Origin of the sequence: Paraburkholderia sp. GAS206C (assembly GCF_050435645.1) — a bacterium.
Classification (GTDB): Bacteria; Pseudomonadota; Gammaproteobacteria; order Burkholderiales; family Burkholderiaceae; genus Paraburkholderia; species Paraburkholderia phenazinium_B.
Map to the genome: position 1 here is coordinate 246,298 of NZ_JBNDKR010000012.1, position 15,593 is coordinate 261,890.

Sequence of the window (15,593 nt, forward strand, 5' to 3'; positions counted from 1 at the left end):
GGGAAGCAATGAATCACCACCAGCTCGAAAAAGATATCGAACATCTTGAACACCTGCTGCCGCGTATCGCCGCGCGGGACGGCGCCTTGCCGCTAAGCTACTGGCGTAGCCGGCTCGCCAGTGTGACGGTCGCGGCGCGCGTGCCGTCGCAGGTCAGCCGGGTCAAGAGACTGAACGACGCGCTGCTGGCGCTCGAAGCCCGCGAGAAGGATCCGGCACCGTAATATTGGCTACGCAGGCATCGTTTATGCTGCGATCCCGGTATTTACGGGAAAGAAATCGCCATGACTCGCGAAGAGTTCGACAACCGGTTAGCCATGATCTTGCAGGACGCTGCCTTCGGCACGACCGCCGACCTTACGGATCGCGCCGTCGCTTACTGGAATGGCCAGCGTATCGTGTACGCGACGCTGCGAGACGACGACAGCGGCCTCATCGACAAGGAATTCAGTCTGGAGGGGCACTGGAGCGAATGGCGCGAGTGGCTCGAGGAATGGATGGTCCAGCCGAGCTTCAGCGTGCGGCCGGAACTACAGGATGAGATCAGGGTCCCGCCTTCTTCCGGCACGCCCACGCCGTGACCTCGCTTTGACCTTCCGCTTTAAGCTTCCGTTAACTGCTAGCCGCCAGGACCGCTACTGAACGGCCGCCGCCTGCGAATTGTCGGCGGGTACCGGCCTCGCCGCGGTACGGCGGCGGCGCGCGGCGATAGCCGGAACTGTCGTCGGCTCTTCGCGCGGTGCCACGGGGCGCGCATCCGTCAATTCGCAGTACACGTCGACGTAGCGTTTGACTGCCGTGCCCCAGCCTGAATCGCGCGTCATCGCATTACGCTGCAGTGCGCGCCACAGCGATGGATTCTTGAACGCCTCGACAGCACGCGCCACGCCGCCAGCGACATCCTCGAGCGACTCTCCTTCGAACAGGAAGCCGGTCGCCGCGCCCGATTTGCCCAGCCCTAACGCATAGTCGGAAATCGTGTCGGCAAGACCGCCCACGCGCGAGGCCACCGGAATCGTACCGAAGCGCATCGCGTACAGTTGCGTGAGCCCGCACGGTTCGAAGCGGCTGGCGTGCAAGAGCATATCCGCGCCGGCATGCAGCATGTGCGCGAGTGTCTCGTCATAACCAATGCAGGTGCCTACACGTCCTGGCCAACGCGCAGCCAGCTCGCGCATGCGCGCTTCGATCGGCGCGTCGCCCTGGCCCAGAATGGCGAACTGCAGCCGCTCGTGCCGCGCCATCATGGCGGGAATCGCCTCGGCCACCACCTCTGCCATCTTTTGTTCAGTGAGCCGGCTACCGATCGCCACCAGCGGCACGAACGGTTCGCGGGCAAGTCCGAATGCCTGTTGCAACGCGCGCTTGCACGCGTATTTGCCCGCTACGTTGTCAGCCGAATAATTGCTCGTGATCAGCGCGTCGGTGGCGGGGTTCCACATCTGCATGTCGATGCCGTTGGTGATGCCGGAGAGCTTGTGCGCCTCCGCATTCAGCACGCCTTCCATCCGATGGCCGAAGCGCGGTGTGAGAATTTCCGTCGCATAACGCTCGCTCACAGTCGTGACGCGGTCGGCGTGGACGATCCCGGCCTTCATCAAACTAAGCGAACCGTAGAACTCGATGCTGCGCTCGTCGGTGAGTGCCGGCGCGAGCAGTTCAGGCGGCACGCCCATCCACGGACCGGCGGCGAGCGGATAGTTACCCTGAAACGCGAGATTGTGGATCGTGAAGACGCTGCGGGCCTGCACGCCGCCGAGTTTCATGTAGAGCGGCGTGAGTCCCGCGTGCCAGTCGTGAGCGTGCACGACGTCCGGCCGCTTGATGCCGCGCACACCGCGCGCAATCCGCGCCGCGGCGGCGGCGAGCGATGCGAACCGCACGAGGTTGTCCACGTAGTCGCGGCCGTAGCGGTCGCGGTAGATGCCTTCGCGTGTGAACAGATGATCCATCTGCAGCAGCAGCACCGGCACGCCCGTGTCGGGCATCTGCGCCCGGATGATCACGCCGTCGCCGCCCGGCAGACCCGCGAGTCTGGCCACGCGGGTCGCGCCGAGCACGCGCTCGAGTGCGCCGGGATAGGCCGGCATCAGGATCGACGCAGCGACACCGGCTTCGCATAACGCGGCGCCGTATGCGCTGACCATGTCGGCGAGGCCGCCCGTTTTTGCAAGAGGGGCTGCTTCGGATGCAACCAGTAAAACGTTGAGCGGCGTCGGCATAGTCGGATAAAAATTTGGCGGTGGGGCGTAAGCGGATAGACGTACGGCAGAAATCAAACCGATAGTTTTCAGCAAGCACTGTGCCCGTGGCCCTTGAACGAAGCGAGAACTGCGAGTTCAGCCGCGGCGAGTGCGTGTCCTCGCTCGTCGATGTGCGCTCGCCCAACCTGCGCGCAGCGCTCTTTGCCGCGCTGCACAAGGATCTGCGGCTTGCGGCCCAAAACGAAGCCACGCGTCGATTCAGGTTTGCATCGCGTAGCGCATCACACATTTGCGATTTTCGTACGTAGCTCGTGACGCATTCGTGGCAGCACGCGTCTGGCAAGACGGTCAATGCGGGGCAGTTTTTACGCACGACGGCTACACAACAGTGCAGCGATGCACGCTCTTCGCTCCCAGCGCTTTTACAACGGCACGTCGCTTGCTGAATCTTTGGCAGGTCTGCGTGCATTGGCAACGCAGCCGCTCAAATCTGAATCTCTCTGATCTCACCAAGGAGCAAGTCATGAAAATGCAAAAAGCGGTCTTGATTTCGGCGTTGTTGTTGGGCTCTGGCGTTGCGTTGGCTGCGGGTGGTGGCGGTGCCGGTACCGGCGGAGCGGGCGGCAATGGGAATGGCAACGGAGGCGGGGGCGCCCCTGGCGATTCGGCGATGACCGCCGCCAGCGGCAGCGGCCCGACGACGATGTCGAAGAGCAAGACGAAGAAGAAACACACCCATACGACAGCGTCCAAGCCGGCTAACGATACGACCAACATGCCCGGCGCCGACGCGAGCAGCGATACCAAGGGGCATTGAGCCGGGGGCTCGACGACAACCCATTCCCGATTTCCCGGTCTCACCTGGAGCCGCGCCATGACACTCGCCGATACCCTCAAGGGCATGATCGGACTTGATCCGACCGCCCACGCAGACGCCGATATGAAGGCGGTGCTCGCCGCGCTCAAGGAACTGAACCCAAAGCCGATCGAAGAATGCAGCGTCGCCGAGGCCCGCGAGCAGCCGACGCCCACCGACGCCGTCCAAAAACTGATGGCGCAGGCGGGCCACGCAGCCCGGCTACCGCTGGAAGTGGAGGCGGTGCAGAGCGAGGACACGGTGATTCCGGGCGCTGCCGGCAGCAATCCGGCGCGTATCTACCGTCCGGCCGGCGATGGCCCGTTTCCGCTGATCCTGTATTTTCACGGCGGCGGCTGGGTGATTGCCGATCTGGACGTCTACGATGCGACGCCGCGCTCGATTGCGGCACAAAGCAACGCGATCGTGGTGTCGGCCCATTACCGGCAGGCGCCTGAGCACAGGTTGCCCGCCGCACACGAGGATGCGTTCGCCGCGTGGCGCTGGATCGTCGAAAGCGCGGCGAGCCTCGGCGGCGACCCAAGCCGGATAGCGGTGATGGGCGAGAGCGCCGGGGCGAATCTTGCCATCAACGTGTCCATCCATGCGCGCGATTCAGGCTTACGCGCACCGTTGCATCAGGCGCTGATCTATCCCGTGGCGAGCAACAACATCGTTTCGATCTCCTACGAGGAGAATCGCAATGCGAAGCCATTGAACAAGAAGATGATGTTGTGGTTCGTCCAGAACGTGATCAACGACGAGGGTGATCTGAAAAGCCCGCTGATCGATGTGGTCAGCGCGAATCTGTCGAACCTGCCGCCTACGGTGGTGGTCACCGCGGGCATCGACCCGTTGCGCTCCGATGGCGAGAAACTCGCGGAAAAACTGCGTGATGCCGGTGTTGCCGTCGAGCACCGCAACTATCAGGGGGCGACACATGAATTCTTCGGCATGGCGCCAGTGGTTCAGGCGGCGCGCGATGCCCAGACTTTCGTTTCGCTCGCGCAGCGCCAGGCATTCGGCGGCGTGCCGCTCGAAGAGGCGCCTTGATCCGGGCGCGCGGCCGCAACATGTACCGGTGAGAGTCAGGCGCTCCGGTAATTCACGCCTTCTTTAAACGACATTGGCCTGGAAAAACTGCAGCGCCTCGGCCGGCATCGGCTTACCGAACAGATAGCCCTGCATCACGCGGCAGCCGAGTGCGGTCAGCATTTCGCACTGCGATTCGGTTTCGACGCCTTCCACCACGCATTCGAGCCCGAGGTTGCGGCACAGGTCCATCACCGATTTGATGATCTTGCCGCATGCCACGTCCGTATCGACCTCGGCTACGAAACTGCGATCGATCTTGATCGTATCGAAGGGCAGGCGATGGACGTAGCTCAGGCTGGAATAGCCGGTGCCGAAATCGTCGAGCGACACCTGGCAGCCCACTTGCTTGATCAGCGACAAGGACGCACGCGCCTGTCTGAAGTCGCGGGTCACCGCGGTCTCGGTGATTTCGAAATGCACCCGTTCGGCCAGCGTCGCGCTCGCCTGCACGATATCGAGCAACCGCCTTGCGCGCGGCACCGACGAGATGTCGAGCGCCGAGAGGTTGAACGACAGGTAAATATGCGGCGGCCAGTTGGCGGCTTCGTTCAGCGCCTTGTGCAACAGCACCTCGGTCACCACACGAATCAGATCGGTCCGCTCGGCGATGCGGATAAATTCATCCGGCCTCACCTGACCGAGCTTCGGACTGCGCCACCGGCCAAGCGCCTCGAAGCCGACCGCGGTACGGGCGGCGACGTCGTAGATGGGCTGAAACTCCAGGTAGAGTTCGGCGTCGAGGTTCGCCGCCTTCAACTCCTGGGCGACGAGGCTCGCGCGCCGCACGCGGTTTTCGTGCTCGGCGGAAAACACCACGGCCGTGCCGCGCCGGCTTTCCTTGCCGACGTAGAGCGCGGCATCCGCGCGCTCGAACACCTCGGCCACGCTGACACTCGCAGGCGGCAAACCGGCCCAGCCGATCGTGCCTGACAACTCAGCGGTGTTCTCGCCGACCGTATAGGGCCGGCTGAGCCGCTCGCATAGCGTTTGTCCGAGGCGGTCGAGTTCGTCCTCGCCAAGACGCCGTTGAATGATGATGCCGAATTCGTCGCCACCCAGCCGCGCGAAGAACATCGTCGGATCGGCGAGCGCCAGAAGCCGGTTGCCGACTTCCTTGAGCACGAGGTCGCCGCTCGAATGACCGTAGATGTCGTTGACCTGCTTGAAACCGTCGAGGTCGATCAGCCCCATGTGGAAGTTGGCGACGCCGCCTGTGCTTTGCTCGGCCAGCGCATTGAGCGACGAAAAGAAACTGCGCCGGTTGGGCAGGCCGGTCAGGCTATCGATGTTGGCGAGGCGGAAGTTGTCGTCGCTGAGTTTCTGCGTGACCGACTGGCTCACGAGCAGTTCGCGCTTCGAAGAGACAAGGCTCGCGAAGTTCCGGTAGTAGAGATGGACGATAAAAGCGAGGGTCACGCCGACGAACAGCATATCCGCCGCCATCGCCACGAACACGGGGCGCCCCGCGGCCAGCAGAAAGATGGTGAAAGAACCGATCACGATGGTCAGCAGCGTGAGCGCCGCGGTCCGCAGATGCATCAGGCAGAACACGCATCCGACCACCGTGGTGGCCATGTAGAACGCCACCTGACATTGCTCGTAGGCGGGTCCATAGGGGAATAGAAGCAGCGACCAGGTAGTGAAGCCGACGCCGAACCCGCACGCGAACCAGAAGGTCTTGCGCAGTTCGGGCACGGCTTTCTCATGCGTGAGCGTGCGGTGGCGGACGAACCACCACCGTACGCAGCGGAACACGCAGACCGTGCAAAGGGCCGCCGGAATATGGATGGCGAGCCAGGCCGGCGCGTAGGCAAGGTGGGTGATCGCCACCGCCATCGTGTTGACCACCAGCATGAAGTAGAGGAGCGGGATTTGCCGGCCGAACGCCTGCATTTGCGAGCGCACGAGTTCCGGGTCGGTGCTGTCGACCGTGAACGCCCCCCTTATTCGAGCTACCGATCCCATCAGTGCTCCTCGTGTGAATTGAGCCTTAACCCTCGTATATCGGCAGGTTTCTTAACATTCTTCAGTTTTTATGAGCAGTCCGAGGGAAATTGCCGGTGTGCGCGGGCCGCGAGCGGGTTGCGCAAACGTTGTCGTGGCAATGGGAGGAGTGGGCGGCGAGTGGGACCCCAGCGCCCCCGGGGTCCGGTCAACCGGTCACGCCAGTTCTGGCGGCGGAGTGCTGCGCTTGCGTTGGCGCGTCAGCGTATCGCGGTAGATGCCGGGGACGGTCGCCAGTTCAGAGGGCGAGCCGTCCTGGACGACGCGGCCGCGATTGACCACGACGATCCGGTCGAAGCTCTGCAGCGTAGACAGGCGGTGGGCGATGGCGACCACCGTGCGGTTTTGCATCAGGCGTTCGAGCGCCAGCTGGATCGCGGCTTCCGAGGCCGAGTCGAGCGACGACGTGGCTTCGTCGAGCAGAAGGATCGGCGAGTCGCGCAGAATGGCGCGCGCAATGGCGATCCGCTGCCGTTGACCGCCGGAAAGCTTGGTGCCGCGATCTCCGACTACGGTGTCGAGCCCGTCGGGCAACGCGCTGAGGATGTCCATGCAGTTGGCATCCTCGCAGGCGCGCTTGACATCCGCCTCGTTCGCTTTCGGCACCCCATAGCGGATATTTTCGAGCAAGGTCCGGTGGAACAGCGAGACATCCTGCGGCACGATCGAAATCGCGGCCTGGAGACTGTCCTGGCCGACCTTCGAGATGTCCTGTCCCGAGATGCTGACGGTGCCGGACGCCGGTTCGTAGAAGTGCTGGATCAGGGCAAGGATCGTCGATTTGCCGGCGCCCGACGGACCGACCAGCCCCACGCGCTCGCCCGCGCGGATCTGCAGGTTCAGGCCGTTCAACACCGGCCGGCGCCCCGGATAGGCAAACGTGACGTTGTTGAAATCGATGGTTGCGGTGGTGACGTGCAACGGCGGCGCGTCGTGGTGCTCAGGCATCGCGTGGGGCGCGAGCAGGATGGCCGAGGCTTCGCCAAGGCGCGCCACGTACTGCGTCAGATCCACGAATGCGACCGCCAGATCGCGTGTGCCGTGCAGAATCGCGAAGCCGAGTGAGCTGATCAGCACGACGTCGCCCGTCGTCGCGCGGTCCATGCTCCATAGCCAGAGGGTCCAGCCGAGCATGCCAGCGGAAAGGATCGCCGTGGCGATTGCATGCAGCAGACGCAGCTTTTCGAGGTAAAGCAGGCTGCCGGTACGCGCTTTGGTCTCAACGCCCAGTTGCTCGTCGAGGCGTCGACGTTCCCTCCCGATGGCTGAGAACGCACGCACGAGCCCCATGTTGCCGATGATGTCCACCAGTTCGCCATCCACCGCTGCTGCCCGCGCAGCGAAGGCATGGTGCCGCGAAGTGCCGCGGCTCGCCAGGACGTAAACGCCGAAAGCGAGAATGCCGGAGACCGCCACCAGCGCGGCGCTCATCGGCACACTGACGGCGCCAACCATTATGATGGCGCCGATTACCGTAAGGCACGGCGGTATCGCCGTCCACGAAGCGGTGTTTTCGAGTATGTACGCCGCGTTCGCCGTGGCGGAAATGCGGCTCGAGAGGACGCCCGGCTGCTTGTCGGCGAAGAACGCGGGTGGGTGAGCGGTCAGATAGGCGAACATCTCGCGCCGGATATCGCCGGTCACCGTGACGAAAGTCCGCGCGGCGATCCAGCCGCCGACGCGCCAGAACAGGTTGTCCGCGAGAATCAGTCCGACGAGGATCACGAAGGCCCGCATTACGACAGCTGGATGGGTGCGGCCAGAAGGTAACGCATCGACGAGATTCTTGATGCCCCATTGCGAGGCCAGCGCGCACCCGACCGCGGCAAGCACACTCACCAGCACGATCAGATGGGAAACCTTGCGCCGGGCGATGTAGCGCCATAGCAGAGCCATCGGCTTGCCGGCATAACGGGACATCTCGCTCGAGCGCGCGCGCCGGCGCGCATGGCGAATATGGCGCCGGCGGGTCGGTTCGGGAATTTCCATTGCCTGTTGCTCCGTCGTTTTTACGGGGCCGGCAGGGCTGCGCACCGATACAATCGGGCGGTTGCTGCAAGCGGAAAGGCTTGGTGAAACGGCACACCACGGAAGGCGTCAGCAACCGGCGTGCCCGTCGCGCGCAAAGCGGTAAGGGCTCGCATGGCCGCGCCATTCAAGCAATCTGTTTTTGAGCCGATATGCTGTCGATGCGGGGAAGAATCGCCACGGAAAGCACATGCATACCCATTACGACAATCTCAAGGTCACGCGCGGCGCGCCGGCCGAGGTGATCCGGGCCGCCTATAAGGCCCTCAGCCAGCGTTACCATCCCGACAAAAATACCAGTCCGGATGCACAGCGCGTCATGCGCATTATCAACGAGGCTTACGCGGTGTTGGGCGACCCGGAGCGCAGAAAGGCGTACGACCGCGAACTTTCGGCGCACGAACAGCAAGCGCCGAAAGTGCAGGGGCCGCCGCCCGATGCGGCGCCGGCGTACCCTTCGCCGCGCGAGCGCAACGGCAGGGCGGAACCGTCCTTCGCGGCGTCCGCCAGGGCTTCGACGTTCAACCAGAGGCGGCACACAGCACCCGAAGCGGCCACTTCCCAGCAGGGCAAGACGAAGGAGTCGGCTCGGGCGCGCGCCTTCAGGATTGTTGTTTGCGTTGCCATCGTATTGGCCGCGGCGTGGACGGGTTGGCACGCGAACCATCGCCTGCCGGTTCATCGGACCATTGCGAGCGCGGCACCGCACGCCAATGTCGCCGCCAGATGGACTAATCCTGTCACCGGTGCGAGTGTGCAGATCGATGGCGTCTGGACGCTCTCGGTAACCAGAACCGAAAACGGCGAGCCGATCTATACCTTCACCGACCCGACCGGCCGCGCCGCGGTCGTCTTCGCGCGCGAGGTTCTGCCGGACGTGGGGTTCAGCCGATACATTCCCGCGTACCTGCGCAACAATGCGTCGACGATGCCGCTCGGCGTGCCAGGGACGCGCGATACGGTCGACGGTCATGAAAGCTGGATTGCCGAGGGCCGCCTAAAGTCAGACCCCACGATGAAAACGCATGTGGAGCTGCGCCATATCGACGCGTCGTTCTGGCGCATCGTGACCGTGCAGGGGCAACCCTACGAGAACACGGACGAAGCGACGGGCAAGCTCAAACAGCAGTTGTGGGGCACGCTGGCAGGGCTTTGATCAGCCGACGGCCGCATCAGGACAACGGCAAGGAGCAGCACTACCGCGCAGCCTTCGTCGGGTTCTGAAGTTCAAACGGCTTCTGATAGCCGGTTAGCTCCAGATAGCCCCGGCCCACGTTTGCGCCGCCGCGCTTCAAGGTCACCGCGCCTTCCCAGTAAGCAGAGCCGGTCGAGTCGCGGGCGTCCATTTCCTGATCGTCGAGCAAGGGTTCGAGCTGCCACGTGAGCGTACCGGTCTTGACGGTTTCGGCCACCGGATAAAGCGTATTCGTGCGCGGCGAGCGCCACGTTCTCTGCGGGACGAAATCGACCTGGGCCGGGTCGAACGTGGTGAGCTTGCCGCTTGCGTCGCGCAGCACCGCGTGCGCCCAGACGGACCCGCCATTGCGGCCGCGCACCTTGAACGCCATCAATGCAGAGCCATCGGCGAGGTTCGCACCGAGCCAGTCCCACCCAGCCGCATCGGGGCTCAGGATCGTGCTGGACCATTCGTGATCGAGCCATGCCACGCCGCTTACTGACGTGGGGGTGCCTGAGCGTCCCGTCGGGTGCGAGGGCCGCGAGACGCTGCCGCTGACGCGCAGCTGCGGCTCGCTGTAGTAGTAACTGGCTTCGCTCTGAAGCGGGCCTTTTTGCGAGTAGCCGTGGTCCCCCTGCAGCAGCAGGGGCTGCGTCGGCGTGAACGACAGGTTCAGCGCAAACTCGCGGGTTTCGGCATGCACCAGGTAGCGGCCATCGGTCGCGCGCACCATGCTCCATGTGTCGAGCTTGACGTCGGTATTGCCGGTTTTGGCATAGGCGAGGCCGAAACCCTGCCGGGCGATTTTCTGGTCGTGTACGAGTGTGCCGAAAGCCGGATCGCTCAGCGCGGCGTGCGCGATGATCAGCTGTGAAGGCGCGAACGCGCTCGGATCCGCTGTGTCGTCACCGGTGGCCGAGCGGAAAAAAGTAATCTGGAAACCTAACGGTTTGCCGTCCGGTGTGTCGAGCCAGCCGGTGGCGTACCACCATTCGGTCTGAAACGAGGGATGCGCGCCGGTATCCGCTGGAAACGCCAGCGCCTGACCGGGCGTGACCGCGGCGAACCCGGGTGACGCGGCTATCGTGGGCATGGCAATCGTTATGCCGAGAAAGAACATGAACAACGCAATACTCGACACGGTTCGGACTCTGTGCCGCATCACCAATCCTCCTTTACGGCGCGGACCGCATCGACGGAGACTGCCCGGCGTCCCGCCACCACGGCGGTTGCGCACGAAGCGACCAGCATCACCGCAGCCACCATGCTCAAGACGAACCACGGCATGTGCAACGACATGCTCCAGTGAAACGACTGCGGGTTGACCACGAACACGAGAATCAGGCTGATGGCAAAGCCGAGGACAAAGCCCATCGCGATGCCAAGCGCCGTCAGCATGCCGCCCTCCTTGGCGAGGATGGCGATGATCTGCGCGCGCGTCACGCCGACGTGGCGCAGCATGCCGAACTCGCGCGCGCGGGCGAGCGTTTGCGCGGAGAACGTCGCCGCAACACCGAACAGCCCGATGACGATGGCGACCGCTTCGAGCAGATACGTGACGGCAAAGCTGCGGTCGAAGACGGTCAGCGAGCGGGCGCGAATCTCGCCGGGTTGCGCGAACTGCAGCGCGTCGCCGAACGGCAGTGCGCGCAGCGCGGCGATGACCCGATCGATGTCGGCGCCCGGCGCGACGGTGATCGCCACATCGGTGGCGCCCGTGTCGTGAGTCAGGCGCCGATAGTCGGCCAGCCGCAATTCGATCGCGCCGGTCTGACGCACATAGTCGCGCCACACGCCGGCCACGACGAACGCCTCGTTGTCCTGCCCGACCGGCAGTTCGACATGCTCGCCGAGCCGGTAGCCATACAGATCGACCATGGCCTCGGACACCCACACCGGCGTCTCGCCATGCAGTGCGGATGGAAGCAGCACGGGCCCGGACATTTGCAGACTGGCGCCGGGGTCGGCTGCGTCGATTTCGCGGGCGAGAAGAACGATTGCGGGACGTGCGGGATCGAGCGTGAGTTGTGACGCACGCGTAAATGCCGCGGTCTTCACGCCGGCTGTTGCCGCGATGCTTGCCTGATCGGCGAGGTTCAGCACACCGGTGTCGCCGTTCGGCGCAACTCGCACATACAGGTTGGCGGACAGCAGATGTTCGAGCCATTCGTCGACGGAAACGCGGAAGCTCGCCACCATGATCGCCATTGCGACGATCAGCGCGAAGCTCGAGAGCACGCCGCTCATCGCCACCGACGCTTGTCCGGGCGCATTGGCAAGCCGTGCCAGCGACAGCGCGCTGGTGGTTTTCGCCTGACGTCCCACGCGCGAACGACCGAGGGCCGTGAACAACACGGCCGTGCAGCGCGGCATCAACGCAATGCCACCTACGAGCAGAAGCGCGACCGCGAGGTAGCCAAGAACCGGCGCCTCGAAAACGGGCGGCATCTGCGTGAACACCCCCGCCAGCGCGAGGCAGCCGAGCGCAGGCCACGGCGTGGCGAGCCGCGCCAACGCGCCTTCTTCACTGCCGGCCTTGAGGGCGGCAGCCGGTCGGGCACGTGCTGCCTCGAGCGCAGGCGCGAGACTGCCAAGCACGGAGACTCCAATTCCCAAGGCGAGAAAAATCGCTGTCGCGATCGGTTCGAAACTGACACCAGGCCGAACGCCTGGGAAATAGCCGCCACCCAGGTCGCTGCCGAAAAAGCGCAACGCGACGCTTGCCAACGCGTAACCGAGCGCAAGGCCCGCAATTGATCCAAGCACGCCGAGCACGGCGCCTTCCATCAGGATCTGCCGCAGCAACTGACCGCGCGTGAAGCCGAGCACCCGCAGCATGGCCAGTTGCGATCGGCGCCGCACGACACTCAACGCCTGGGTCGAGAACACCAGAAATGCCCCGGTGAACAGCGCCACTAGCGCCAGCACATTCATGTTGATACGGTAAGCGCGTGACAGACGGTCGGTCCGGCTTTCGACGTCATGCGGTTCGGACACAACCAGTTGATTGCCCAACCGCGCCTGCAGTTCGCGTCTGAAGCGTTCGCGGTCGACGCCGCGCTCGAGTTCAAGGTCGACCCGCGACAACTTGCCGAGCCTGCCGAAACGCCACTGCGCGGCGGCGATATCCATCACGGCAATGCGCTGACCCGGCCTGGCTCTGACGAGGCCGCCTGCGACGCGCAACGGCACACTGGCTGTGCCGTTCAACAGGGAGATGTGCTGGCCGGTCGCGGTGTTTAGCCATTGCTGGGCCGCTGGCGAAAGAAAGAGGGTGTCGTCGGCGAGGGTATCCATGGGACGCTGCGACGCAGGCACCCCGACCAGGTCCGGCGCGATCTGGCTGGCTTTGAAAACGTCGATGCCCAGCACCTTGAGCGGTGCATTCTGGCCAGGCACGGTCGCGTCCAGTTCGAGGACGGGGCTGGCAAGCGCGACGCCGGGTTCATCGGCAAGCCGCGGGTACCACGACTCATCGAAAGTAGGCTGCGCGCCGCGCACCTGCAGGTCGGCCTGGCCGGACAGGCTCCGGGCCGCTGCCGAGAATTCGTTGAACGCCGCGCTGTTGATCAGCTGCACGGCGTACCCGAGCGCCACACCCAGCGCAATCGTCATGACGGCGACAATCGCGCGCCCGCGCTGACTGCGCCACTCCGCCTCGAGCAGCCAACGGGCGAGCCGTCGACTGCCGCTCACGGGCGCAGACTCCGGCCGCAAGGCGTCACTCATGAGACGAACGAACCTGCTGCACGTCGGCATGCCCAGCGGGATGCAGGCCACCCTCACTGAGGATCAGCACGCGGTCCGCGACGGCCGCGGCCGCGACGGAGTGCGTCACCATCATGGTCGCCGCGCCGTTCGCCTTGGCTTCGGCGCGAAACAGGGCGAGCACTTCGTGAGCCGTATCCGGGTCGAGATTGCCAGTGGGCTCATCCGCCAGAATCAGCCGCGGACGATGCACCAGCGCGCGGGCGATCGCCACCCGCTGCAGCTCGCCGCCGGACAACTGCCGCGGGAAATCGTCGCCGCGTCCAGCGAGGCCGACTGCAGCCAGCATTTCAACAGCATGGGCCGGCGGCAAATTGTTGAGCAGCAGCGGCAAGGCGACGTTTTGCGCGAGCGTCAGATGCGGCAGCACATGAAACGCCTGGAAAACGAAGCCGAGCTTTTGCCGGCGCAGGCGGGTCGCTGCATCGTCGTCGAGACCCGAGACCAGCGTGCCATCGATGAGGACCTCGCCGCTATCGGGCGCGTCGAGCCCTGCGATCAGGTTGAGCAGCGTCGATTTGCCGACCCCCGAGTCGCCCATGATCGCTACGAATTCGCCAGGGTCGAGCATAAAGTCGAGCTGTGCGAGGACCACGCGGGCGGTCCCGTAGGCTTTGCTCAATCGTCGGCATTCAAGCGCCGGAGCAGGGCATTCATCGCGAACGCGCATCGGTATCGGTGGTGTTCAGTTCAGGGGAAGGGAAGCGGGCGGCGCCATCGCGCTTGTCTTTGCGTTTGTCATCGCGTTTGCCATCTTACCCGGCGCGGCCGATCGGCGTGCGCGGCGCCGGCAACGGCCGCCGCATGAGGCGTGGGCATGGCGTGTGCTACCCGGTACTTCGCCTGTTGGCGAAACGCCTTTGACCCAGATTAAGGATATGAAGATGAAAGCAAAGACACTCGTATGCGCCGGCGCGCTCGTATTCACCTGTTGCGCAGTGCCACTCGCGCAGGCGCAGATTGCCGGCGTTCAACCGCTCGGCGGCTCGGTGGAGGAAACCAATGGTCTGCTGCACGGTTGGAGCGTACGCAAGGCGCTGGTCGACGAACCGGTCTACAACGATGCCAATGACAATATCGGCAAGATCTATGACCTGATCATTGCGCCCGATCGCAAGGCGACTTACGCGGTGCTATCGGTGGGCGGCTTCCTCGGCATGGGTATCCATTACGTGGCCATTCCGATCGACCGCTTCGACATCCGCAACGGCAATCTCTATCTGGCGGGCGCCACCAAAGAAGCCTTGAAAAACCTGCCTGAATTCCAGTACAACAAGCTCGAGAAGGCGACCAAGCCGCACAAGGTTAGCCCGCAATAATCCTTGCCACAATACCGTCGAATGGTGCCGCGTTCACTCGCGCGGCACCAGCGCCTGGCGCCGCGTTTCAAGCTGCGTAATGACGCGCTGAAGCATCCGTTCGGCAGGCCCGGGTAGCGCGGTAAACCTGCAGCCCATCACGAAGCGCCGCTCGCCACCCGTACTCGTAAAGTGCCTGGGCGCGACAATTTCCAGATCGAGCCTGAGCGTACCGAAGTCGCCAAGCTGCAATGTGACATCCGTCAAGACACAGCCTGCGTCGAGCGTGCCGAAGCGCGCATTCGCGGTTCGCAGCGCAACCCCGCCCAACGAAAGATCCTGCATCTCCACCTTGAACGAATCGCCGTCCGCGTAACGTCCGCTGACGACATACGGATCGAGTGCGGGCGTTTGCACGCGGAAATATTCACGACGCTGGACGTAGTAGAGGAGTGCAGGGAACGGCGCTTCGAAAGCAAGCCGTCCTTCGAAGACGATTGCCTCGGCCGCGTCCGTGGCGAACTCGACCCGAATGCCGCCGGGCACGCTGCGGAACATCAGCTTCTTCGCACCCGGCAAGCTGCGGTTGTCGGCGGTGACGCTACCGGCATCGAAAATAAAACGGCCGTTGCGCGAGTCGACCTCGAGCACCTGCGTGACGATCTGCCGTCCATCGAATTCCGCCGTGACGAAGTCCCCGCCTGATACGAGCTTGCGAAGGCACACCGCAATCTGCAATGGGTGGCGTTGCGCGAAGTCCGGATGAATATCGCTCGCCGGTTCGGCAAGGTCGGAATCGAGCAAAAGGTCGTCAATCATCGTGGTCCCCGTGGACGTTGCGGCCCTGGTACGGCCTCGTTTCTAGTCGATGAACGCGGGAGAAAACCACGCCGGCGTCCGTCTCTACAGGCTGTACTGCAGGGATCGTGCCATGTGAATGAAGGGTGATCTTCGATGGCGGGGAGCAGGGCGAAAAGCCTTGTGGGACGGGACTTGCGAGGCAATGCAACAGCGGCGGCGCAACGGGCATCAAAGGCTGCCGCTACGTAACGGCCAGAGGATTGTTACGGGCCACGTGGGCGATGGACGGACAACGCGGCGAACCTACGGCCGATACACGCCAGAGCCCGGATCCCACACCGTGCTAAATCGCAAGCAGCCCG

General features: G+C 64.0%; 13 protein-coding genes. 6 read left to right on the plus strand and 7 right to left on the minus strand.

Annotation, left to right across the window (positions count from 1 at the left end; all coding sequences use genetic code 11):
- Positions 1–8: 8 nt before the first annotated feature.
- Positions 9–224, plus strand: a complete 216-nt coding sequence (locus P3T20_RS31150) for a hypothetical protein (RefSeq protein WP_429288815.1) — start codon at positions 9–11, stop codon at positions 222–224.
- Between the two features lie 60 nt (positions 225–284).
- Complete coding sequence (locus tag P3T20_RS31155; RefSeq protein WP_429288816.1) at positions 285–581, plus strand: hypothetical protein; 297 nt, start codon at positions 285–287, stop codon at positions 579–581.
- A gap of 54 nt (positions 582–635) precedes the next feature.
- Here P3T20_RS31155 and glgA read toward each other — a convergent pair whose 3' ends face one another.
- The gene (gene glgA / locus P3T20_RS31160) at positions 636–2,222 is read right to left on the minus strand and encodes a glycogen synthase GlgA (protein ID WP_429288817.1); all 1,587 of its coding nucleotides are present in this window, start codon (positions 2,220–2,222) and stop codon (positions 636–638) included.
- Positions 2,223–2,727: 505 nt separating this feature from the next.
- On the opposite strand from glgA, the gene P3T20_RS31165 reads away from it, so the two are divergent.
- Together P3T20_RS31165 and P3T20_RS31170 are read left to right on the plus strand one after the other, a co-directional pair.
- Positions 2,728–3,021: a hypothetical protein gene (locus P3T20_RS31165; RefSeq protein ID WP_429288818.1), complete on the plus strand. Its 294-nt coding sequence runs from the start codon at positions 2,728–2,730 to the stop codon at positions 3,019–3,021.
- Between the two features lie 57 nt (positions 3,022–3,078).
- The gene (locus P3T20_RS31170) at positions 3,079–4,113 is read left to right on the plus strand and encodes an alpha/beta hydrolase (RefSeq protein ID WP_429288819.1); all 1,035 of its coding nucleotides are present in this window, start codon (positions 3,079–3,081) and stop codon (positions 4,111–4,113) included.
- Between the two features lie 63 nt (positions 4,114–4,176).
- On the opposite strand, the gene P3T20_RS31175 is transcribed toward P3T20_RS31170, so the two are convergent.
- Positions 4,177–6,120: a putative bifunctional diguanylate cyclase/phosphodiesterase gene (locus tag P3T20_RS31175; RefSeq protein ID WP_429288820.1), complete on the minus strand. Its 1,944-nt coding sequence runs from the start codon at positions 6,118–6,120 to the stop codon at positions 4,177–4,179.
- Positions 6,121–6,315: 195 nt separating this feature from the next.
- Positions 6,316–8,148 (minus strand): ABC transporter ATP-binding protein, encoded by a 1,833-nt coding sequence (locus P3T20_RS31180; protein WP_429288821.1) that lies wholly within the window; start codon positions 8,146–8,148, stop codon positions 6,316–6,318.
- A 229-nt stretch (positions 8,149–8,377) separates the two neighbouring features.
- Between P3T20_RS31180 and P3T20_RS31185 the strand changes: the two genes are divergently transcribed.
- Entirely contained in the window at positions 8,378–9,343 is a 966-nt protein-coding gene (locus P3T20_RS31185; RefSeq protein ID WP_429288822.1) for a J domain-containing protein, read from the plus strand.
- A gap of 40 nt (positions 9,344–9,383) precedes the next feature.
- Here the strand turns inward: P3T20_RS31185 and P3T20_RS31190 are convergent, their stop codons facing one another.
- Genes P3T20_RS31190 through P3T20_RS31200 form a run of 3 tightly spaced genes read right to left on the minus strand, consistent with a single transcriptional unit; the run spans position 9,384 to position 13,802 of the window.
- Positions 9,384–10,526 (minus strand): lipocalin-like domain-containing protein, encoded by a 1,143-nt coding sequence (locus P3T20_RS31190; RefSeq protein ID WP_429288823.1) that lies wholly within the window; start codon positions 10,524–10,526, stop codon positions 9,384–9,386.
- Entirely contained in the window at positions 10,526–13,093 is a 2,568-nt protein-coding gene (locus tag P3T20_RS31195) for an FtsX-like permease family protein (RefSeq protein WP_074268407.1), read from the minus strand. The genes P3T20_RS31190 and P3T20_RS31195 overlap by 1 nt, the downstream gene beginning before the upstream one ends.
- A complete protein-coding gene (locus P3T20_RS31200) occupies positions 13,086–13,802 on the minus strand; it encodes an ABC transporter ATP-binding protein (protein ID WP_074268408.1) in 717 nt (238 codons plus the stop codon). Before P3T20_RS31200 ends, P3T20_RS31195 begins: the two co-directional genes overlap by 8 nt.
- Before the next feature lie 214 nt (positions 13,803–14,016).
- Here P3T20_RS31200 and P3T20_RS31205 point away from each other — a divergent pair, with 214 nt between their 5' ends.
- The gene (locus P3T20_RS31205; protein WP_074268409.1) at positions 14,017–14,451 is read left to right on the plus strand and encodes a PRC-barrel domain-containing protein; all 435 of its coding nucleotides are present in this window, start codon (positions 14,017–14,019) and stop codon (positions 14,449–14,451) included.
- Between the two features lie 33 nt (positions 14,452–14,484).
- Here P3T20_RS31205 and P3T20_RS31210 read toward each other — a convergent pair whose 3' ends face one another.
- A complete protein-coding gene (locus P3T20_RS31210) occupies positions 14,485–15,249 on the minus strand; it encodes a flagellar brake protein (protein WP_074268410.1) in 765 nt (254 codons plus the stop codon).
- Between the last annotated feature and the right edge of the window lie 344 nt (positions 15,250–15,593).

Coding starts and splice junctions, on each gene's coding strand:
- P3T20_RS31155 (WP_429288816.1), top strand. CDS start 285: ATGACTCGCGAAGAGTTCGACAACCGGTTAGCCATGATCTTGCAGGAC.
- P3T20_RS31150 (WP_429288815.1), top strand. CDS start 9: ATGAATCACCACCAGCTCGAAAAAGATATCGAACATCTTGAACACCTG.
- P3T20_RS31205 (WP_074268409.1), top strand. CDS start 14,017: ATGAAAGCAAAGACACTCGTATGCGCCGGCGCGCTCGTATTCACCTGT.
- P3T20_RS31190 (WP_429288823.1), bottom strand. CDS start 10,526: ATGCGGCACAGAGTCCGAACCGTGTCGAGTATTGCGTTGTTCATGTTC.
- P3T20_RS31195 (WP_074268407.1), bottom strand. CDS start 13,093: ATGAGTGACGCCTTGCGGCCGGAGTCTGCGCCCGTGAGCGGCAGTCGA.
- P3T20_RS31170 (WP_429288819.1), top strand. CDS start 3,079: ATGACACTCGCCGATACCCTCAAGGGCATGATCGGACTTGATCCGACC.
- P3T20_RS31165 (WP_429288818.1), top strand. CDS start 2,728: ATGAAAATGCAAAAAGCGGTCTTGATTTCGGCGTTGTTGTTGGGCTCT.
- P3T20_RS31200 (WP_074268408.1), bottom strand. CDS start 13,802: ATGCGCGTTCGCGATGAATGCCCTGCTCCGGCGCTTGAATGCCGACGA.
- glgA (WP_429288817.1), bottom strand. CDS start 2,222: ATGCCGACGCCGCTCAACGTTTTACTGGTTGCATCCGAAGCAGCCCCT.
- P3T20_RS31210 (WP_074268410.1), bottom strand. CDS start 15,249: ATGATTGACGACCTTTTGCTCGATTCCGACCTTGCCGAACCGGCGAGC.
- P3T20_RS31185 (WP_429288822.1), top strand. CDS start 8,378: ATGCATACCCATTACGACAATCTCAAGGTCACGCGCGGCGCGCCGGCC.
- P3T20_RS31175 (WP_429288820.1), bottom strand. CDS start 6,120: ATGGGATCGGTAGCTCGAATAAGGGGGGCGTTCACGGTCGACAGCACC.
- P3T20_RS31180 (WP_429288821.1), bottom strand. CDS start 8,148: ATGGAAATTCCCGAACCGACCCGCCGGCGCCATATTCGCCATGCGCGC.